This is a genomic window from Exiguobacterium sp. s46 (assembly GCF_018618875.1).
GTDB lineage: Bacteria > Bacillota > Bacilli > Exiguobacteriales > Exiguobacteriaceae > Exiguobacterium_A > Exiguobacterium_A abrahamii.
Window position 1 is genome coordinate 2,089,804 of record NZ_JACSMY010000001.1, and the last position, 20,225, is coordinate 2,110,028.

Genomic DNA, 20,225 nt, shown 5'->3' on the forward strand with positions numbered 1-20,225 from the left:
TAAAACATTGACGCAAATCGAAAAAACATCACTCTCGCAGGGAGAGTGATGTCTAATATTACTTGACTGTGACTGTGAATGTTTTGACGACTTTGTAGTTTCCTACTGTCGTGTATGTGACACGGATCGTCGTCTTACCTGCTTTGATTCCTTTTACGTTACCACGTGACGAGACTTGTGCAACTTTTTTGTTTGCTGATGTATACTGAACAGATTTGATCTTATCCGTTGCTGACGTATACGCGATACGTGTCGTCTGGTTCTTCTTGAGTGTTGCTTTTGTTGCTTTCAGCGTGACGCTGTTTGCTTTTGTTTCGATCGGTAAAACTGTTTTCAAGACAAAACCGTCTTTTAACGTGACCGTTGCTTCAACCGTCGTCTTACCTGTTGCTTTGCCTGTCAGGCGACCTTTTGAATCAACTGTCGCTTTTTTCGTATCAAGGACACGGTAGCGTGTTGACGCAACTGCTGATGTCGTGTTCGCGACTGTCGTTTTCAAGTCGAGTGCTTTTCCTTGGTAGACAGCACCTGCTTTGATTGCTGCAACTGGCGCTTTTGTTGCTTGTGGAACGAAGACGCCGACGTAACCGTTGACTTCAGCTGTCTTGATACCTTTGACTGGAACCGTCAAGATACCGTTCTTATCTGTAACGAGTTTCGTGTTCGTGACGCCACTAGCATCGACGAAGACTTGGTTCGCGTGTGTTTTACCCATGTTGACTTGAACCGTCGTATCAAGCGCTGCGTTTTTCCCGATGACTGTCGCGACACCTGTGTTGCGGTCTTTTCCGAAACGGACGCTTGAGATCAAGTCTTTACCCGCTTCTTTTGACGTGTTCGACGTATGGTACGCAACGTGTTGTTTACCATACGCATACTGTTTACGGACTTTTAGGAGATTCGTGATTTCATCATAGTACGGTGTCGTTTTCGACATATACGATGCATCCGTCTGGTAGAGATCACCGTAGTAGACTGTTGGTACCGTGTTTTTGTTCGAAAGAAGGAACGCGTATTGCGCGACGACGTTTTCCGTCGAGTATTTCTTCGTTGGACTTGCGAGTTCTTTGTTATAGATCGCAAGTGCCTTCGCTTCATCTTCTTTATTGTAGAGCTTCTCGAACGATTTCGGCTCGCTGTCTTTTCCGTACTGCGTATTCGTTTTGATGCCGTACGTATCAAGCATGATTTGGTTGACGCGGTTTTTCTCTTGGTCATGGTTGTTGACGAATGACCAGTTCGCTTGAACGTTCGTCGCGCCGTCACCTTCACGGTTAACGACTGAGACTTTCGCTAAGTCACGGAGTGCACGTTTGTTCGATGGCGTAAGTGCTGAACGGAGCGTGAAGTAAAGCTCTCCGTCCATGACGAGTTGTTCATTATTGTTAGCTTTCATGTAAGCATTCTGTTCTGTTTTATAGCTCTCGATGTAGCTGAGGTAATCTTTTTTACCGAAGTGCGCTTTTGACACTTCTGCTTCTGCATTCAAGATTCTCGTATCATAGTGTGATGCTGCATCGATCCGGAAACCGTCGAACTTGTATGTCTCAAGCATCCACTTCATCCAGTTCTTTTGCTCCTTGATGACTTCTGGGTTCGAGTTCGCCAGGTCGACACCGATCAAGAACTCATCGTTGTTCGTCATCGTTTTGTTGTATGCCTGCGTTGGGAAGCCAGTCTCATCGACGAAGAGGAATTGATCTTCGATGTCGATCCCTGAGTTATCGTTTTGGTATGAACGTTCTTCTGATCCATAACCGTACGCAGCCTGCGTTTTCATGTATTCTTCCGTCAACGAAGCGATTTTTCCGTTTTCCGTTGAAGTGAGCAATGCTTCTTTTGTTGCGAAGCCGTTTTGTTTCATGTACTCGAGGTATCCTTCATCCTTCGCGTATTGCGAAAGCATCGGCTTCCAGTTCTCTGGTGAGACTTCATACCAGCCGTCTGCTGCGAGATACGTATCGATGACATTCAAGTTCTGTGTCTTCGCTGCGTCAAGCAACCATTCTGGTAAGTAGTTCTTCGCATCGTCTTTGCCGAAGTAACGGTATGGTTTACCGTCTTTGTCCGTCATGACGCGGCCCATCCCCTGCCCTTGCAGTGATGTTCCATTGATGAACGATTTGTTCCATTCTTTGAGGTAACCATATTTTGCTTGTCCCATACCGCCACCTTTTGTATAAGCGAGATAAGGTGTTGCGAGCGTCTTCGTTTTTTCTCCGCCTGTGAACGGGTTCGTAAACGGCTCACCTGAGCTTGTCGCACGACGAACGAAAACAGCTTCACGTTGATTGAGACCGAGCATTTGGTTCGGAACGAGGTCCATCTGGACTTTGATGTTGTCGTCATGCAACATGTCGACCATCATCTCGAGTTGTGTGGCTTTTCCGTATTTCGTCGCAACTGTTTTATTTGGTCCTTGTGGGAATTCACCGAGGTCATAACGGTCAGCGATTGCATATCCTTCCATGTAACGTGCCATATCGAATGAACGATATGCAGGCGGCAACCACACATCTGTTACGCCCCATGAATTGAGCAATTCACCTTTTTTAGCAAGCGTCCGGTACATGTTGCTTTCGTACGGTTGATACAGGCTGAAGCTTTGGAAAATAACGCGATTGTCGAGCTTTTCACTTGGTGCGAAAGCCTTTGCGCTTTCTGGTGCATACGTCAGTCCGCTTGTCGCGACCAATGCCGCAAGCAAACCTGTCGAGACTTTTTTCGTCTTGTTCATGAGTCTAATCTCCCTTTTAAAGATGTATATTTTTGATTATTTCTACCTAAAATTCCAAATAACATCACATAATTTAACATCTTTTTAAAGTAAAGACAGATGTAAATTTATAAAATAGGTAAATAGATTTACCAAAATGCAATCGATTGCGCTATTTTGTCACAAAAAAACCTCTCCCTACCGTAGTAGGAAGAGATTTTACGTTTCTTATAGTCCGAGAAGAACTGCTTTCTCGTAACCACCAGTCAAGACAGAGTTGTCATACGACTGAAGCTCTTTGTTGACCGTGATGACGTTCGACAATGTTTTAAGTGTCCCTTCTGGAACTTTGATCTTAACGATGTCGAGACCGTTCGTGATATCATCATCCGAATCTGCAAGCGAGATGCTTGTGCCGACTGGGAGATTTTTTCCGTTCAACGTGTACTGTGCAGTGTTCGTTGCATCGTACATTCCAGTGTATTGAACACCTTCTGTGAACTTGATACGGATGACGTCTTTTTCATCTTTTGCGTTAGCTGTGACTTTAGCGATTTCGAATGGCGAAGCCACTGGTGTGACTGGCGTTTTCGAAACTTTGAAGTCGTGTGTCGCTGTAGCGACAGTGTTTCCGACATCGTCAGAGAGTGACTTGACGACGACTTTCCACTCTTCGCCGTATCCTTCTTTGTCGACGAGATACTGAAGGTTATCATTCGCAGCGACGCGGAAGTTCATATCTGAGCTATCCGTGTAACCAACGACTGATCCATCGATCGTAACGGTTTTACCGTTTTTATCTTTACCGATGAACTCAACTGTTGTTTTCGGCGGAAGTACTGTACCTTCTGCGTTGATGAGTGGTGTATCCGACTGATCAAGACCACGAAGTTTAACCGGCTCGCTCATCATGACTGTGAAGTCATTCGTCAAGAGGTAACGGTCAATCGTCGTGATTTCCGCACTCTTCAGATCTGGAGAGTTGAGCGGTGAACCAGCATAGTTGAGATCAAGCGACAACGCGTCGTTTTTCTCGCCGTTTGCTTCTGCTTTGACAGAATCTTTTGCGAGCGAAAGTTTGAACTTATCGTTGTAGTAGTTCTCTTTCGTGTTGACTGTATCGTAGATTTCCGTCCAGTCCTTATTGAGTTCGAGGAGAACTTCGCCTGTCTCTTCATCGTAGTACGTGACATCAGCATACTGGCTGAAGTCTTCGTACAACTTCGTGTTCGAGTTGTAACGCTCGAGTTTCAACTTCTTCGAAGCAAGCAATGCTTTGACTGCGTCGAGGTCGAGACCTTTAAGCTGTTTGCTGAACATGATACGGAATTGTTCTGGTGACTCAACAACGACGCCTGCAGTTGGCTTGACTGTATCAGCAGCAACTGTGAAGTCGAGGTTTTGTGTCGTTCCGATGTTCGACTCATCCGAAAGGGCTGCGAAGTCCATCGTGTTCCAAATTTGGAGTGAGTGTTTACCAGGTGCGAAGTAGCCTTCTTTTGCTCCTGGATACGCTTCTTCTGGAGCAACACCCATCATTTTCGCATCGTTCAACGTGATGATGACTGTATCACGGCGATCGACACCTGTTTTGTTATCAAATCCGAGGTATTCGACTTTGAAGTACTTCTCGCCGTATTGACCATCGATTTTGAACTTCGCATCTGCGATTGCTTCAGAGAATTTCACTTCAAGTTGGTTCAGACCGACTGGTTTGACCGAAGTGACTTCCGGCTGACGTGCATCCGTCAACTTGAAGCTTGCTTTTGACTTCACTTCTGTATCCGTGCTGCTCGTGATTTTCGCAAGCACTTTAACAGTTGCGTTGTCTTGGAGTGGTGTTTCTTTATCAAGGATCAATTCGAATGCCTTTGGATTCGAAGGAATCGATTTGATACCGATGACGCGTTTCGAACCATCGAATTGCTCGATTTGGATGTTGTCGTTTGCGAGGTATTCGCTCTCGTCAACCGTCGGTAATTTCTTATCGAGACCGAACGATTTCAAGAGAAGATCACGTGAAACGGCTTTATCGAGGAAAATCGTCACACGATCCGCTTGGTTCGATTCCGCTGCAAGGACGTTGATCAATTCAACTGGTGCTGGCGTAACCATGACCGTGCTGAATTTGACTTTCGCTTGTCCATCGATTTTACCGATCAAGTCTTTGTACTCACCGTTGACTGTCTCGATGATTTGCGCGTCGATTGTTGCTTCGATGTCTGTGTTGCTGAACTCAGACGTCAAGAGAACCGTCGCTTTACCATCTTGAATCGTAACGCGTTCTTTCGCGAGTGAACCGAATGATGTCGATAATTTCAAGACGATATCGTCTGCTTTCGTATCGACTTCACCTGTTGCTTTGTTTTTCAACTGGAATGTGACTTCCGTGTTGTCTGATCCGTTTGCAAGGATCGAAGACGCTTTTGGTGTCACTTCAAGCATCCAGATGTTTTCGACGCTTTGCGTCATGAAGCTGAGTGAACCGAGGTCTTTTGCAACGCCACCAATCAAGATGCCTTTTGCGTCAACTGAGTAGTCCATGCCGTACTCGAGTCCTTCGACTTCAAGAACTGCTGACTTCTTGTCTGCGCTAAGTGTCGCTGACTTGACTGTCGCACCTGCGATTTTGAAGTTGTCTGCTGAGACAGAGTCAACGGCACGCGAGAATGAGACTTCGACTTTCTCTTTGCCGATTGCTTTCGCTGAAGCGAGGACCGTGTTTGCGATCGTGAAGTCCATCGGAGCTGATTTGACATCGCCGACTTTGACGACGTAGCTGTGCGTTCCTTCTGGAATGCCACCTTGCGACGCCATGAACTTCCCTTTCGAGAGCGTTCCTTTTGCAACGATTGGCGTCGTTGATAAGTCTTTACCTGGGTAGATCAAGAGTTCTGCCATTGCGCCCACTGCTGGGTACATGACATCTGCTTTGACTGAAAGCATCTGATCATCGACGCTTCCCATGACGTTCGAGATGCTTGCTGCCTTGACTTCGTAGTTGATGTAACCTGTTACGACAGAATTAGCACCTTTGTACGAGTAAGCCAGTTTATATTTGCCTGCTTTTGAAGTCGATGGAGTTTTGAGATTGAACTTGCTGATTGGGCGTTTCACGATGATACCTGATTTGTACTGGATGCTGATCGTGCTTGGCAATTGAACTTTTCCGCCAACAGCGACCGGCTCGAGGACTGGTTCGAGAACATCAACTGGGTAGTTTTGAAGTTCGACTTTGAGGATCGCTTTTTTCGTCGTACCCGCTACCTTACCGTAAAGGACTTGGTATTTGTTGATGTATTTCTTTTCGAATTTGACAGAACCGCTCCATTTGACTGAGCGCATTTCGTACTTGCCGTTTGAAAGTTTGACTTTGACTTTCGTCGGAAGCGTCAATTTCTTTACTGCATATTTCGAACCACCAGCGTGCTTCATCAAGATTGGAGAGATGTATTTAACCGAGACCTTCGATGCTGCATCAGCAGCAACCGGTGCTACGACAGACGCCGTGACTGCAAGCGCAGCTGCAGCAGCGTACAATTTGTTCGTTTTCTTCGAATAACCCATGTTTACTATTCCTCCTCTTTTCTAACAAATCAAAAGCGCAAATCCCAATTTATAATCTACAATATAAGTAAAATATAGAAATATTTTACTTTAAAGCAGTTAAAAAATTCTTTAGTCGTCTTAGGAGGAGTACGTTCTGTTTCACGTGCGACTTTTCGTCTATCATCAAGACGATCCATTCGTGAGCCATTATGTATCCGATTGGGATGAACTAAAGAAACTGCCGAAATCGCTCCAAGAAGCCATTTCTGATTGTAGATTCGTGCGTTCCACCGTTTCGTTTTTGAGAATCGGTAGAAACGCTACAGGTCAAATATACAAAACTAGGAAAGACGCCACAATAGATTTTTTGTAAAAAATAGGTGAATAGTAGTAAGATAAAATATATTTACATGGGCTGTGCATGGAAATTAATTTTTGGATTCACCCCTTTAAAGAAAACGCTTACATTTTATTAAGTTTTCCCTTTATTTTCGTTTTATTAAAATAAAGTTTTGATTTCACGAGATAAAATGATCTGCTTTTTCGATTGCTCGTAGGAACGATTCCCGATGCAAGCGATGGATATCATCAGCCCACATTTCAATCTTCGTTCCGCGTCGCTTTAATTCAATCGGTAATCCGCGACCAATCCAATCGAGCTGTCGTTGCAAGACATGACGTTTTCGTCCATCTTGTCGCTCCGCCTCCGTGAACTGGCGCAGATACTGTAAGACATAACCGAATCCGAACTCGATCGGAATCCGCAGTTCCGCTCCTTTGTCGCGTATCCGGATGATCCCGGCTCCATAATGGATGGCTCGAAACAATTCCTCATTGATGCGCTGATACCACGTTCCTTGTGTCAGACAGTGCGGCTCTAGTGCGCCTTTTTTCCCACTCGGTAAGACTGCAAAATAATCAATGACCATGCGTCTGCTCCTTTTCATCAAAAATAGGTGAGTCCGCGAGGGGCTCACTTATCATGACAGGTCAAACGGTTCGATTGTTCGAAACGGATTTGAATCTTTTCCCATCATTCAACATCGAAAAAGCTTTCCGAATACGCTATACTGGATTACGGGAATGGGAGGAATGCTCGTGGCTATCATTATCTTTTGCCTCGTCTGTCTCATTGCGTATCGGATCCGCAAGCTTCCCGAAGCACTACGGACGATTTTACTCATCCTCGGTTTAATCAGTGGATGGTTCGCGCTCTTTGAGATGATCAGCTTCATCGAAGCTAACCCGTACTTGGCTGCAATCCCGATTGGACTGGGACTTGCTTACTGGTACTGGTACCGTAAAAAGAAACAAGCAAGCGACAAAACCCCTTCCGACTCGTGAAGTGGGTTTTTCTTATGGTCGAACGAAAAAAAGCGATGTCTCCTCAATTGGGGACATCGCTTTTCGTGTTCAGGACTGAACTTTCCGTTCGATTGCTGCGATTTTCTCTTCGATCTCAAGCAACTTCAGTTCGTGCTCGAGTTCGAGACGACGTTTTTTGCGTTTGAGACGATCAAGTTCTTCTGCGAGTGACTCGTTTGATGCTTCCGGCTTCGGTGGGGCTTGCTCCATCGATTGACGGAGTGGGTCAAACAAGTTTGATTTCGCGAACTGAGCCGCTTCCGGTCCGAACATATCTTGGATGAGTGGGAGAATCTTGTTCATCGCGGTTCCTGGAATCTGCGACTTCTCATCGACGAGACGTTTCAGCGCCAACTCATCGACGAGATACCCTTTTCCGTCCTGTTCGGCATGCAATTCGCCCGTCCGAATCCAGCGACGGACCGTTTCTTCTGAGACACGTAACAATTCACTGATCTGTTTTGTCGTTAACATCGTCATCCCTCTTTCCCTCTAGTAGTACCTTTACTATACACACATGTGTGCGTGTGTGTCAAAGTATACACACATCAAAAAAGAGACCCTCGTATAGAAGGTCTCTAATCGTTATGCTCCCCGACGAACGAGTAACCAAAGGCCGACGATAGCAAGTCCTACTCCCGTTGCTGCATATGGGAACGGCTTGTCTTCACCTGCTTGTGGTAATGTGCCCGTTGCTGTCGTTGTCGTAGGTTTCGATTGTTTTTCAGCCGAATCGACTGTCTGAACAGATGTTTCTGTTGACGTTGGTGTTGGCGTCGGTTTTGCGACCGGTTCTGCTTTCGCGATTTCCGCGAGCAAAATCGTACCGAGGCTGCCGTCTTCGATCGTCACACCCGCTTCCGGTGATTTTCGCTCGAAGTACTTCAACAATTCATCAATCATCTCTTGTTCTTCCGGCGAGATTGCTTCTTCATCGCTCGCCATCAGTTTCATCGCTTTCGCTTGCTGAGCGAATGACTCATAGTCTTCATACATCTCTTCGTCCATATCCATCATCAAGTCATCCATGTCAAGGTGATGCATCGCTTTGACCGTGTAACCCGCTGCGACTTCCGTCTTGATCGTGTACGTTCCCGGATCAAGTTGGAGCATCATTAAATCATCTTTTGCGATCTTTTCCTGATAGACGTCCTTTCCTGTGATCGCATCCGTCACCGTATACGTCGCAGGAAGTGTTCCTTCATCAAAATCTGGCTGTTGGTTTCCGTTTGCATCAAAGAAATTGACAACGGCTAACCAATGCTCGAACGCACCGTCGAGCTCTTCGTCGCCGTAAATCCCAGCGTCGATCACTTCCGTCTGACCTGCGACGAGACGGACTTTCTTCATCCCAAAGTCTTCATCGACATCGGAGTCGATCGTCCGGTCGTCACCAACGTTTTGCTCGGAATAGAAATAGTACCCCATGTCATATCCGTCGACTTCGACTTCATATGTTCCTGGTTTTAAATCCTTGAAGCTGTATAGACCATTCTTCGTGTATACTTCATCGATGACATCTTCATTCCGGTCCATCAAATAGACGACGACATCATCGAGACGTGTTTCCTTCTCTTGGCGAATGCCGTCTTCGTTCTCATCGAACCAGATCGTTCCTTCGATCGTTGCCGTCGTCGGTACCTCGACTGGTGTCGGTGTCGCGTCATCACCTGTCTCTGGCTCGTCTGTCGTCGGCTCTTCCTTGACCGGTTCTTCCGTCACAGGCTCTTCCGGTGTCGGTTCGTCTGTCGTCGGTTCATCCGTTGCCGGATCTTCTTTAACCGGTTCTTCTGTTACTGGTGTCTCTGGAGTTGGTTCTTCTGTCTTCGGCTCTTCTGGCGTGACGACTTTACCGAACTGGACAAGAATCGTCCGTTGTCCATCTGCTGAGACGACCTTGACGACAGGTGCCGTCTCTGCCGTGAACGTCACGACCGGTGTCTCTTCGATGTTGACGTCTTCACCTGTCACGCCATCTTCAAAGACGAGTGCCGTCTCCGACGTGATATCAACGATGCCTGTGCCTTCAAACGTCAACGTATATGGACCCGTGCCCGTCCCGGTGACGTCCCACTCGACAGTTTCTGCGTAGACCGGTAACTTCAGTCCGAACGCGACGACGAGTGCCATCAAAAGTAAGCTAAGTTTTCTCATGAGTGTATGTATGCTCCTATCGTGATTTAATATTACCTCCCTAAATAGTAAACAAATCCGCCAAAAATAACCAGAAAAAATCTTGAATTCCTGCTATTTTTTTATAATAAAAAAGCCTTGTCGAGAGACAAGGTCTTAGACGAGCTGACTACACGCTTGCGCACATGCCGTACACGCCTTCGCACACGCTTGGCAATGGTCATGATCGTGTTTACTACACTCAGCGGCACAGGCTTCACATATCTCCTGGCATGCCTTTGCAAGAACCGCGACATTCGAGCTGTTTCGAGCGATTGCTTGTAGCAAGAGGCTACAGATATCCGCACAATCCCGGTCGAGTCGAATACAATTCGCCATATGTCCGACATGTTCTTCCTTCAGACAGGCATCAAAACAATGATTACAAGCAAGAATACAATCTGTCAGTCGTTGCTGTACCGTGTGATTCATAATGATTCCTCCTTTGTATATGTTTTTTGTACCCTGACGAGCCGAAATCAAACAAAAATAAGACAGCACATGGAGCTAGAAGCTCGCTATGCTGTCTTATTTGACGATCTCAAGCGGAATCTCGATCCCACGCCCTGCTCCTGCATCAATGATGAGGACCGGAAGACGTTGGTCATCGAAGACTTCTTTTTCAATCGTCGTATTGGACGTATAGGTCCGGATTTCCCCCATCTTCTTCGCTTCGAAGGAGACGAACGGAAACGGAATCGATTGATTGGCGACTTCGAGCCGAATATCGACCTGTTGGTCATCGAGTCGAATGTCATTCGCTGTCCGGATAACAAGACGCATCCGGTCATTTTCCGTCAGAGTGACCTGAGCGGAAATGTTCTCGGTCTGTCCTGCACGCTTAACGGGATCTACGATGACCGTCGGGGAAGCGGTCTTCGCTTGTTCTGCGCGCTGACAACCAGGAACGACGAGTAAGGAAATCGCGAGGGGGAGAAGCCAGCGTTTCATGTTCGCTTCACTTCATAGCAAACGTCAGTTCAGCGACACAGGCGACTTCCCCATCGACTGTGGCTGTGGCACGACCTTTACCGATTGGTCCGCGGACCTTCGTCAATTCGACTTCGAGGCGGAGCTGATCCCCGGGCACGACTTGACGTTTGAAGCGGCATCCTTCAATTCCTGCGAAGAAAGCGAGCTTCCCTTGATTCTCTTCCATCTTCAATACGGCAAAGGCACCGACTTGCGCGAGTGCTTCGACGATCAAGACGCCGGGCATGACATTGTATTCTGGGAAATGGCCATTGAAGAATTCTTCGTTCGCCGTGACGTTCTTGATTCCAACGGCACGTTTTCCCTCTTCGACTTCCAAAATGCGGTCAACGAGTAAAAATGGATACCGGTGCGGAATGACTTCCTTGATTTGTTCGATCGTATACATATTCGACAGCTCCCATCACTGATTAAATTAAGATTTCATCCAAAAATCGGTGATGCGGGTCCATGTGTCGAGCTTTAACACATCCATTGCCTCGCCACCACCAAACGTCGCATAACCCACCATTGCGCCGACGATCAGTGCTACGACGATGAGAACGAGAACGATCAGTACACGTACGATGATCGGAACTCGGCGTGTCGAATATGCACGAAGACGTCGCTCTGATTTGTGCTCCGGATTGCCGGTTTCCTGGTTTGAAGCCTGTTGCTTCTTCTTCAGGCGTTCACGCGTTGGCTGATCCGTGCCTGTTTGGTTTTGTACCATCTTGATCACCTTTCATTGATTCAGTCTGAGAACAGTATAGCATATTAGTACCTGGTATTAAATAGTTCCAAATTCGCTACAAAACGTGTTCCGCAACTAGTGTAACACGACCAGACAGGCAATTCCTCTAAAAAATTTTAGTTTGTGTATATAAGGAAGGCGAAAAACAGTTTCCCACGTTCTGCGGTTTTTTTACACTTTTTTAAATCCAAACTGAACTGTCCGGCGTAAGCTTTCCAGAACGACGCAACAACGGTCCTTGGATGGCACGAAATATCACTTCAACAACTCATTAAAAAAATTAAAACTTTATGCAATCCAAATCACCCGACGTTGCGTAAGCTATTCAGAACAGGCAAGAAACACCTACCAAATAAACCAAAAACTGAGAGGAATGATTTAAGATGAAACACACGAAAAAATTCGCAGCATCAGCAATGGCAGCAGCACTCGTACTACCAGGAACGGCAGCATTCGCTTCCGGTGGCGGAGAAGACATGAAACAAGATGCACCGAAAAACGTCACGGTCAAAACAAAAGCCGCTGACCTTCGTGCAACACTCGATCAATTACTCTCTGAGCACTTCGTCCTCGCAGTCATGGACATGAAGAAACAATATGACGGTTCAAAAGATGCACAGTACTACGAAGCAGCACTCAAACAAAACGCACTCGACATGACTCCAGCAATCGCTTCAGTCTACGGCGAAGAAGGCGCAAAACAGTTCGAGAAAATCTTCGTTGATCACAACAAATATACGACAGACCTCGTCAAAGCTGTAAAAGCAGACGACCAAGACGGTATCAACGCTTCGAAGAAAGAAACAGAAGAGTTCGTTCAAGATCTCTCAAGCTTCCTCGATACAGCTACGGAAGGTAAACTCCCGAAAGCAGCAGCTGAAGAAGTCCTCCGTGCTCACGAAGCAGACGTCTACAAAACATTCCAGCAATATGCAGCTGGTGACTACGAAGGATCGTACAACACGTTCCGTGAAGGTTACAGCCGCATGTACGATATCTCAAAAGCACTCTCTGTTGCGATCACAACACAGATGCCTGAGAAATTCGACAATACGAAAGCTGACTCAAAAGCAGCAGACCTTCGTTCAACACTCAACAGCCTTGCAGCTGAACACGTCGCTCTTGCAAACCTCAGCTTAACAGCTGGTGTCGATCAAGCGAAAGACTACGATGCAGCAAACTGGGCTGAAGATATGCACACAGCTGACTTCAAAGCAGCAATCAAATCAATCTACGGTCAAGCCGGTGCAGATCAGTTCGAGCAAGTTTGGACGAAAAACCACATCGAAGCACAAGCGAACCTCGTCACAGCAGCAATCAATGACGACAAGAAATTGATGGGTGACGCACAAGACATGCTCAAAATGTTCTCGAACGACTTCGGTGCATTCCTTGGTGCCGCTACAGAAGAAAACCTTCCAACAAAAGCAGCACAAGAAGCCGTATCAGGTCACGAGACTTACGTCCAAGATACGTTCATGCAGTATGTTGAAGGCGACTACAAAGGTTCTGTCGACACATTCCGTGAGTCTTACGCTTACATGTACGGCGTAGGAGCTAACCTCGGTGATGCAATCGTTAAACAATCACCAGAGAAGTTCATGGATGGTACTCCAGGATCAATGCCTAACACAGGTAACGGTGGAATGAGCGACAACAACTCAGCTGCAACAACTGGTGCGATCGCAGTATTCGGTCTTGCACTCGGAGCAGTCGGTCTTGTCCTCGCACGTAAACGTCAAAACGCCTAAGAAATTGGGTATAATCAATAACAGGATAGCGACATGCTATCCTGTTATTTTTGTACATAGAGGGAATCTCTTCTCTCGGAAAGGAGATACGCGTTTATGAAACGTTGGTTATTACCGGCGAGCATCCTCTTGATGGTCGCATCGGTCGGAACGTTATTGTTCCTCTTATTCGGTCAAACAAAACCGGATACATCAAACATCACGCAAGGTGACCCCAAAACAGAATCCGCGGCCTCTTCCGAGACGAAGGAAGAAGATCCGCTCAAGCCGTCTGAAATCTTCAAGAAGGAGTTCAAGGACCTCTCGGCAACAGAGGTCGAGCTTCCAAAACAACTCGTCATCCCGAAGCACGACATCAAGACGAAGGTCGAACAGGTCGGGCTCGATAAAGATGGTGCGATGGCGACACCTAAAAATGAACAACAAGCCGGCTGGTATAAGTTCGGTCCGCGTCCCGGTGACGTCGGTAATGCCGTCATCGACGGTCACACTGATACGAAGACTGGGCCAGCAATCTTCTATAAACTGCATGAGCTGAAGAAAGGGGATCCCGTCGAAATCACCGATGCGTCTGGACGTAAGCTCGTCTTCCGCGTCAAAGAAATCGTTCAGTACGATCACTTGAAAGCACCACTGAAAAAAATCTTCGGTCCAGCCGATACCCGGAACCTCAACTTGATTACCTGTATCGGAACGTATGATGAGAACCAAGGCACGTATGATGATCGTCTCGTTGTCTTCACGGAACTGGACGAGAAAGCATCGGATCCGGTCAAAACACCACCGAAGCCGGCGACGAACATTCGGATCAGTGGTGGATTCGTCAACTGGTATGCGTCAACCGATGAAGACGTCGTCAAATACAACGTCTATCAAGAGAAGGATGGAAAACGCAAAAAACTCGGTACGACAGAATCGATCGAGCGTAAAGCGTTCCCACTCCCAGAAGATGCAACAGGTCGTTTCGTCGTCACAGCGGTCAATAAAGCAGGAATCGAATCAGAAGACGCGTTCAGCGCCGTCCAGAAATGACAAAACGGGATGTCTCCAACTTGGAGGCATCCCGTTCTTTATTTTGCTGCTGGTAATGCAATCCGGAGTTGCTTCTTACCGGACATCGTCTCATAGAACAGACTGAGTCGCCCTTCCGTCACACGGAGTTGCTCCGACGGAATAAAGACGATCCCGATCCGACTCTCATCCGGTTTGTATTTACCGTTCAAGGCATTAAATTGATCCGCAATCGTCACAATCTCGTCCGCTGTCTCATACTCCCCGATCTTTGGTAAGATTTCAATCTCGTCCGCTGACTGATTCGTCACTTTGACCGTGATCGCAAGCAACCGCCCCGGCTCCCCCATCACTTGGAGGAGCTTTTGTTTTTCGACCTTCATCTGAACGAGCGGTGTTTGTCGCGTTTTTTCCGTCGTATCGACGTCCAGCGTCTTCAGCTTCAATCCTGCCATCTCATAGACGACACCGAGTCGATCTTCGCGATCGAACTGCTTCAGCTGTGCTTCATCCAGTCGAATTGACGTCCGTGGTTTCGTTTCTTTTACCGGCTCCTCTGCCTGAAACCAACCGAAGAGTGGGACCATGAATTTCGTTACGATGATGAGGACGAGCAAGCCCGACATCACATAAAACAATACTGTCTTCACACGTCGCCTCTTTTCTAAGCCTCGATCCGTTCCTTCATCCATCCCCGGTCGAGTCCATGTATACCGGGACGCCCATGTGTCGCAAGGTACTGGCAATACTGGACCGCGAGATACTCTGCCTGAAACTCGACATAGCGCGTACCAGGCAAGCTGTTGACCTCATAGAGATAGATACGTCCATCCGCACCAATCCCGACATCGATCCCGAGCGCATCGAGCGGGTAGGCATAAAACGATTCGAAATAAGCCGGGAACCGTCGCGCAAAATCGACGATTCGTCGCGAAATCGCTTCATGTTGATCCGGATAGTTCTGCTTCATGAAGATGTCCATCCGCGTCGTCGAGAACGCTCCGTGACTGAGATGGCTGACCGATTCTTGGTGATTGTTGCTGACGAACGGAAAATATTTGACGAGTTTCCATTGCCCGTTCGCTCCCTTCGCGACATGGATTCGCATGCAATACGAATGCCCATGAATCGTTTGCGAGGTGATGAACGGCTGGACGATCATCGGATTCCGTTTCGTCTCTTCTTCGATGCGGTTGATCAATTCCCCTGTCGAACAGACGGTCGACTCGAGTAGATGGCTGAATCGATACTGATCTCCCTCCTGCTCGATCGTATAAATCCGTTGCCCTTGTTTCCCGTTCGCCGGCTTGAAGACGATTTTTCCGTACTTCTCAATCAGCGGGAAAATCGTCTTTCCTTTCTTTACCCGGTGCATCGGAATCAAGACGTCCTGAAACGATCCTTCTTGCGCCAGTTGACGTAAGACGACATTTTTATTCCCAATCCGGTGTGTTGTAAACGGAATCTCGGCTGCGAGACGATTGAACAATTCCTTGTCTGCATCACTGAGCGGCAAATGATTGTAGATGACGTCCGGAAACTCATACATACTTGGATGCCACGCATCTTCGTCGAAGAAGAGTCCGCGGATCGTCCGATTTTCGAAGTCGACATCGCGCGGACGGAAAAAGAAGATGTCAACACCCATCGAAGCACCGATGACGCAGGCAATCTTATCGCGAAACTGTGGATTCTCGTTTAGGCGTAAAATTCCGATTCGTGTCATGACGCATCCTCCTCGACCGGTTCAAAATAGATCAAATAACGTTTCGTACTGTCCGTGACGTTATAAAACGGATAACAGGTCGAAACGACGAGTGACTCCTGCTTCGTTGACTCAAGGACCCGCGTGTCTTTGTAATCGACAATCTCGCTCGATTGCATGACGTAGCGATAAGACCCGTTCGCGAGATAGAGGACGACCTCGTCGCCCTTCTTCAACTGACTGATTTTCGAGAACGTCGTATCGTTATGCCCGGCGAGGAAAATCCGGTCGCCTTGCCCTGGAAAGGCCGTCTCCGGATGATGGCCGACACCTTTTGCGAGTGTCGCATCATCGACGCCTTCAAGCACCGGTAACTCCATCTCAAGTGATGGCACCCTTAAATATCCGACCGTCTCACCGGTTTGGAATAGGACATCCTCTGTCTTCTCCTCCGCTTGTTTGCTCGTTGCTTCTGATTTTGATGTGGTCGATGACGTTTCTTCCGCCCGAACGACATCTTTTGCTTTTGCGAGTTCCGTCGTCAAGGTTTGCTGGACCGTCAGTTTTTGATATCCGACGTATCCAAGTAAGGCAAGTCCGATGACGAGTAACAGCGTTGATACGCGTCGCATCATGACGGCACCTCCTTCAGCATTCGTGTCCATGCCCGGCAATACCCAGATAAATTATGCTCGACGTCATCGATTCGAACCCGCATCGAGTGGTGCCGGATATAAAAACTTCCGAGAATCCGACCGGGTTTCTTCATATACATCGCGACTTCTGGATAGAAGAAGCCGTTTCGCTGATAAATCATCCGTCGTTCAATCGTCTGGTCGAGCCAGTCCAGCGGAAAATCTGCTAACAAGTCGGCTCGTCCGAGCACTTCGATTCGGTCAATCATCTCGCGTGCCGCAAGCATCAGTTCAAGGAACGTCGGGTACGTCGTCTCCCGGTGATGAATGAAGTCGAGTTTCGGGGAGACGTTCTGGAGACCGAACTGGAAATACCGCGCTTCCGGTAACCATTTCGTCAACTCATTCGCACTGTAGCTCAACCAGTGATCGTGGAACTTCCAGTACGATTTAGCGATGAAATGATCAAACGATTGGACGACACTGTCGAGCCAACGTGAATTGGAATCGAGTGCGTACAACCGCATCAAGGCATACGTTGCTTCTCCTTCGTAATAGATGATTCGGAAGGCATCCTTCAACGCAAACGACGGGTACTCGAGTACATGCAGGTATTGACCTGATGGTTGTTGCAGTGAAAGAATGCCGGCTGCGAGTCGTTGACTGAGTCGTAGATCCTCCGTCGTCTGAAACGTCTGCATATATTCCGTCAATGCTAAGATCGCTGCAGCATTCGCGCCGAGCTTGATTTCGTTCGATTCACGATCAAGCAAGAAGGAACGCTCCCCTTCATGTACGATCAATTCCTCGATCAAATAGCGTTTTGCTCGATCGATTGCTTGGCGTAATCGTTCGCTTGATGTCAGTCGATAGGCTTCAATCATTGAATAGAGTGTACTTGCATGACGTAAGCTGTTGTAGAACTTGATCGGTTTATCAAAGCATGGGAAGTAACCATATTGGAAGCGACCATTCGTCCGGACTTGGCGAGCAAGATACTCACTCGACTGGGCGACGATCGTCTTGATTTCAGAAGGAAGTGGGCTTGTCGTCTCACGGATTTTTTCGACATCACGTATGACTTCAAGTACATATGGTGTTTCGTCTGCGAAGACACCGAGTGTATCAAAGAGGAGGCATGGACTTGTCGGATGAAAGTCCATCCGCTCCGTCCGCCCTTGTTGGTGCGCATAATTGCTCAAGTTCGTTAGATTGATGTGTAGTTCTTGATGCGTCGGATCTTTTGTCAAAACGGCATTACCATTCAATTCTTCTTCTAGATAGGCACAATGCATCTTCCGATCGAATGCGATTCCGTGTCGGAAGTAATTTTTCCGAGTGTCTTTCACACGCTCGTTTAAAGTCTCAAATGAGAGTGCCTCAAAGTTTCGAGCGATATCGAGTTTTAACCACTCCATCTCCGGTTGTTTACGGAGCCAATTGCGTGCTTGATCTTTTACGGATTGTAGCCCTTTGCCTTGAAATCGAACGACACGAGCCCGCTCTGATGCTTGTCCGAGTGAGACGAATAACATCATCTGACGATTCCAGTAATAGATATCATCGGTTTTCATGTGTTGTTCCAGTACATCGATGGCAGTGGTGAATCGGTTGAGCAGATCCATGTTCAGCTTCACTCCTATTCTAAAAGGATGAATCGCAGTGAGGCACAGATGGCCCCACTACGATTAACTACAGCATGACTTACTCTTGTGGACGGCGGCGGAACAGTTTCGTGAACAATCCGGCAGCTGTCGCAAGCATTCCCATGAGGGTGATCAAGAACAGATTTTCCGAAGTGTTCGGTAACGTACCACCAACGATTCGTTTAACTGGTTGAGTGATCGGTTTTGAAACGAGTGGTGATTTCGCGGTTGATGCTTTAACCGAAGTGTTTGGTAACGTCGGTTTAACGCTCGAACTACTTAGAGAGCCTGATGAAGGTGTAGGCTTGATGTTTGATCCTGAACTCACTATTGGAGATGGGGTGATGACTGGTCCATTACTAGGCGGTGTCATAGGTGGTGTCACGGCTGGAATCGTTATGACGATATTATCATTGTCAGTATTAGTGTTTTGATTCGAAACATTGTTGGAATCGTCTCCACTATTTTCGTTGTTACCATTATCTCCACCATTAGTATTGTCAGTATTGTCGTCATTTCCACCATTAGCATTATCCTTGTCTCCATTGTTATCGTTATCCGCATCAGCATCCGCATCGGCGTCGGCATCCGCATCCGCATCAGCGTCAGCATCGGCATCGGCGTCGGCGTCGGCATCGGCATCCGCATCGGCGTCAGCATCGGCATCTGCATCGGCGTCAGCGTCGGCATCCGCATCCGCATCGGCATCAGCATCGGCATCCGCATCAGCGTCGGCATCCGCATCAGCGTCGGCGTCGGCATCAGCGTCCGCATCGGCGTCGGCATCGGCGTCAGCGTCGGCATCCGCATCGGCGTCAGCATCCGCATCGGCGTCAGCGTCGGCATCTGCATCAGCATCGGCATCAGCGTCGGCATCGGCGTCAGCGTCGGCATCCGCATCGGCGTCAGCATCAGCATCGGCATCCGCGTCGGCATCCGCATCGGCGTCAGCATCAGCATCCGCATCGGCATCCGCGTCAGCATCAGCATCAGCGTCAGCATCAGCATCGGCATCCGCATCAGCGTCCGCGTCGGCATCGGCATCCGCGTCGGCATCCGCATCCGCATCGGCGTCAGCATCAGCATCAGCGTCGGCATCGGCATCCGCATCGGCGTCAGCGTCGGCATCCGCATCGGCATCTGCGTCAGCATCCGCGTCGGCATCGGCATCAGCGTCCGCATCGGCGTCAGCGTCGGCATCCGCATCAGCATCGGCATCAGCATCGGCGTCAGCATCAGCATCGGCGTCAGCATCAGCATCCGCGTCAGCATCCGCATCAGCGTCTGCGTCAGCATCGGCATCCGCATCAGCGTCGGCGTCGGCATCAGCGTCCGCATCGGCGTCGGCATCGGCGTCAGCGTCGGCATCCGCATCAGCGTCGGCGTCGGCATCAGCGTCCGCATCGGCGTCGGCATCGGCGTCGGCATCGGCGTCAGCGTCGGCGTCAGCGTCGGCATCGGCATCCGCGTCGGCGTCGGCGTCAGCATCAGCATCCGCATCGGCATCCGCGTCAGCATCAGCATCCGCGTCGGCATCCGCATCCGCATCGGCGTCAGCATCGGCGTCAGCATCGGCATCCGCATCAGCGTCCGCGTCGGCATCGGCATCAGCGTCGGCATCCGCATCCGCATCGGCGTCAGCATCAGCATCAGCGTCGGCATCGGCATCCGCATCGGCGTCAGCATCAGCATCGGCATCCGCGTCAGCATCGGCGTCAGCATCGGCGTCAGCATCGGCGTCAGCATCAGCATCAGCATCGGCATCCGCGTCAGCATCGGCGTCAGCATCGGCGTCAGCATCAGCATCAGCATCAGCATCGGCATCGGCATCCGCGTCAGCATCAGCATCCGCGTCAGCATCGGCGTCAGCATCAGCATCCGCGTCAGCATCGGCGTCAGCATCTCCATCTGCCTCTTCATCAAAGACGATCGTATCTTGACCATCTAGA

18 protein-coding genes are annotated in these 20,225 nt (G+C 48.6%); 4 read left to right on the top strand and 14 right to left on the bottom strand.

Annotated features, from left to right (window positions below; all coding sequences use genetic code 11):
- Nucleotides 1-58: 58 nt before the first annotated feature.
- The 3 genes from KNQ08_RS10805 to KNQ08_RS10815 form a co-directional block, all read right to left on the bottom strand.
- On the bottom strand, nt 59-2,737 hold the full coding sequence (locus tag KNQ08_RS10805) for a glycoside hydrolase family 70 protein (protein ID WP_214805596.1): 2,679 nt from the start codon (nt 2,735-2,737) through the stop codon (nt 59-61).
- A gap of 207 nt (nt 2,738-2,944) precedes the next feature.
- Nucleotides 2,945-6,283 (bottom strand): hypothetical protein, encoded by a 3,339-nt coding sequence (locus tag KNQ08_RS10810; RefSeq protein ID WP_214805597.1) that lies wholly within the window; start codon nt 6,281-6,283, stop codon nt 2,945-2,947.
- A 500-nt stretch (nt 6,284-6,783) separates the two neighbouring features.
- A complete protein-coding gene (locus tag KNQ08_RS10815) occupies nt 6,784-7,194 on the bottom strand; it encodes a hypothetical protein (protein WP_149427902.1) in 411 nt (136 codons plus the stop codon).
- Between the two features lie 163 nt (nt 7,195-7,357).
- On the opposite strand from KNQ08_RS10815, the gene KNQ08_RS10820 reads away from it, so the two are divergent.
- Nucleotides 7,358-7,609 carry a hypothetical protein gene (locus KNQ08_RS10820; protein WP_251133649.1) on the top strand — a complete coding sequence of 84 codons (252 nt, stop codon included), beginning with the start codon at nt 7,358-7,360 and terminating at the stop codon, nt 7,607-7,609.
- A gap of 69 nt (nt 7,610-7,678) precedes the next feature.
- Here KNQ08_RS10820 and KNQ08_RS10825 read toward each other — a convergent pair whose 3' ends face one another.
- The 6 genes from KNQ08_RS10825 to KNQ08_RS10850 form a co-directional block, all read right to left on the bottom strand.
- Nucleotides 7,679-8,104: a helix-turn-helix domain-containing protein gene (locus KNQ08_RS10825; RefSeq protein WP_029342712.1), complete on the bottom strand. Its 426-nt coding sequence runs from the start codon at nt 8,102-8,104 to the stop codon at nt 7,679-7,681.
- A 111-nt stretch (nt 8,105-8,215) separates the two neighbouring features.
- Complete coding sequence (locus tag KNQ08_RS10830) at nt 8,216-9,784, bottom strand: SdrD B-like domain-containing protein (RefSeq protein WP_214771625.1); 1,569 nt, start codon at nt 9,782-9,784, stop codon at nt 8,216-8,218.
- A gap of 135 nt (nt 9,785-9,919) precedes the next feature.
- Nucleotides 9,920-10,234: a four-helix bundle copper-binding protein gene (locus KNQ08_RS10835; protein WP_214771627.1), complete on the bottom strand. Its 315-nt coding sequence runs from the start codon at nt 10,232-10,234 to the stop codon at nt 9,920-9,922.
- A 96-nt stretch (nt 10,235-10,330) separates the two neighbouring features.
- Complete coding sequence (locus tag KNQ08_RS10840; RefSeq protein ID WP_029342715.1) at nt 10,331-10,753, bottom strand: hypothetical protein; 423 nt, start codon at nt 10,751-10,753, stop codon at nt 10,331-10,333.
- A gap of 7 nt (nt 10,754-10,760) precedes the next feature.
- A complete protein-coding gene (gene fabZ, locus KNQ08_RS10845) occupies nt 10,761-11,183 on the bottom strand; it encodes a 3-hydroxyacyl-ACP dehydratase FabZ (RefSeq protein ID WP_029342716.1) in 423 nt (140 codons plus the stop codon).
- A 27-nt stretch (nt 11,184-11,210) separates the two neighbouring features.
- The gene (locus tag KNQ08_RS10850) at nt 11,211-11,507 is read right to left on the bottom strand and encodes a DNA-directed RNA polymerase subunit beta (RefSeq protein ID WP_029342717.1); all 297 of its coding nucleotides are present in this window, start codon (nt 11,505-11,507) and stop codon (nt 11,211-11,213) included.
- A gap of 404 nt (nt 11,508-11,911) precedes the next feature.
- Here KNQ08_RS10850 and KNQ08_RS10855 point away from each other — a divergent pair, with 404 nt between their 5' ends.
- Nucleotides 11,912-13,279: a copper amine oxidase gene (locus KNQ08_RS10855; protein WP_069940026.1), complete on the top strand. Its 1,368-nt coding sequence runs from the start codon at nt 11,912-11,914 to the stop codon at nt 13,277-13,279.
- A 96-nt stretch (nt 13,280-13,375) separates the two neighbouring features.
- A complete protein-coding gene (locus KNQ08_RS10860; RefSeq protein ID WP_214805599.1) occupies nt 13,376-14,311 on the top strand; it encodes a class F sortase in 936 nt (311 codons plus the stop codon).
- Nucleotides 14,312-14,349: 38 nt separating this feature from the next.
- Here the strand turns inward: KNQ08_RS10860 and KNQ08_RS10865 are convergent, their stop codons facing one another.
- From KNQ08_RS10865 to KNQ08_RS10885, 5 genes are all read right to left on the bottom strand, one after another.
- Nucleotides 14,350-14,940, bottom strand: coding sequence for a hypothetical protein (locus KNQ08_RS10865; RefSeq protein ID WP_214805601.1), 591 nt, complete (start codon nt 14,938-14,940; stop codon nt 14,350-14,352).
- A gap of 14 nt (nt 14,941-14,954) precedes the next feature.
- A complete protein-coding gene (locus KNQ08_RS10870) occupies nt 14,955-16,016 on the bottom strand; it encodes a YheC/YheD family protein (RefSeq protein WP_214805603.1) in 1,062 nt (353 codons plus the stop codon).
- Complete coding sequence (locus tag KNQ08_RS10875) at nt 16,013-16,630, bottom strand: class D sortase (protein WP_214805605.1); 618 nt, start codon at nt 16,628-16,630, stop codon at nt 16,013-16,015. Before KNQ08_RS10875 ends, KNQ08_RS10870 begins: the two co-directional genes overlap by 4 nt.
- Nucleotides 16,627-18,255: a hypothetical protein gene (locus tag KNQ08_RS10880; RefSeq protein WP_214805607.1), complete on the bottom strand. Its 1,629-nt coding sequence runs from the start codon at nt 18,253-18,255 to the stop codon at nt 16,627-16,629. Before KNQ08_RS10880 ends, KNQ08_RS10875 begins: the two co-directional genes overlap by 4 nt.
- A gap of 79 nt (nt 18,256-18,334) precedes the next feature.
- The gene (locus tag KNQ08_RS10885) at nt 18,335-18,604 is read right to left on the bottom strand and encodes an LPXTG cell wall anchor domain-containing protein (protein ID WP_214771659.1); all 270 of its coding nucleotides are present in this window, start codon (nt 18,602-18,604) and stop codon (nt 18,335-18,337) included.
- 102 nt (nt 18,605-18,706) lie between these two features.
- Between KNQ08_RS10885 and KNQ08_RS10890 the strand changes: the two genes are divergently transcribed.
- A complete protein-coding gene (locus tag KNQ08_RS10890) occupies nt 18,707-20,224 on the top strand; it encodes a serine-rich family protein (RefSeq protein ID WP_214805609.1) in 1,518 nt (505 codons plus the stop codon).
- Nucleotide 20,225 lies beyond the last annotated feature (1 nt).

Coding starts and splice junctions, on each gene's coding strand:
- KNQ08_RS10805 (WP_214805596.1), bottom strand. CDS start 2,737: ATGAACAAGACGAAAAAAGTCTCGACAGGTTTGCTTGCGGCATTGGTC.
- KNQ08_RS10810 (WP_214805597.1), bottom strand. CDS start 6,283: ATGGGTTATTCGAAGAAAACGAACAAATTGTACGCTGCTGCAGCTGCG.
- KNQ08_RS10815 (WP_149427902.1), bottom strand. CDS start 7,194: ATGGTCATTGATTATTTTGCAGTCTTACCGAGTGGGAAAAAAGGCGCA.
- KNQ08_RS10820 (WP_251133649.1), top strand. CDS start 7,358: ATGCTCGTGGCTATCATTATCTTTTGCCTCGTCTGTCTCATTGCGTAT.
- KNQ08_RS10825 (WP_029342712.1), bottom strand. CDS start 8,104: ATGTTAACGACAAAACAGATCAGTGAATTGTTACGTGTCTCAGAAGAA.
- KNQ08_RS10830 (WP_214771625.1), bottom strand. CDS start 9,784: ATGAGAAAACTTAGCTTACTTTTGATGGCACTCGTCGTCGCGTTCGGA.
- KNQ08_RS10835 (WP_214771627.1), bottom strand. CDS start 10,234: ATGAATCACACGGTACAGCAACGACTGACAGATTGTATTCTTGCTTGT.
- KNQ08_RS10840 (WP_029342715.1), bottom strand. CDS start 10,753: ATGAAACGCTGGCTTCTCCCCCTCGCGATTTCCTTACTCGTCGTTCCT.
- fabZ (WP_029342716.1), bottom strand. CDS start 11,183: ATGTATACGATCGAACAAATCAAGGAAGTCATTCCGCACCGGTATCCA.
- KNQ08_RS10850 (WP_029342717.1), bottom strand. CDS start 11,507: ATGGTACAAAACCAAACAGGCACGGATCAGCCAACGCGTGAACGCCTG.
- KNQ08_RS10855 (WP_069940026.1), top strand. CDS start 11,912: ATGAAACACACGAAAAAATTCGCAGCATCAGCAATGGCAGCAGCACTC.
- KNQ08_RS10860 (WP_214805599.1), top strand. CDS start 13,376: ATGAAACGTTGGTTATTACCGGCGAGCATCCTCTTGATGGTCGCATCG.
- KNQ08_RS10870 (WP_214805603.1), bottom strand. CDS start 16,016: ATGACACGAATCGGAATTTTACGCCTAAACGAGAATCCACAGTTTCGC.
- KNQ08_RS10875 (WP_214805605.1), bottom strand. CDS start 16,630: ATGATGCGACGCGTATCAACGCTGTTACTCGTCATCGGACTTGCCTTA.
- KNQ08_RS10880 (WP_214805607.1), bottom strand. CDS start 18,255: ATGGATCTGCTCAACCGATTCACCACTGCCATCGATGTACTGGAACAA.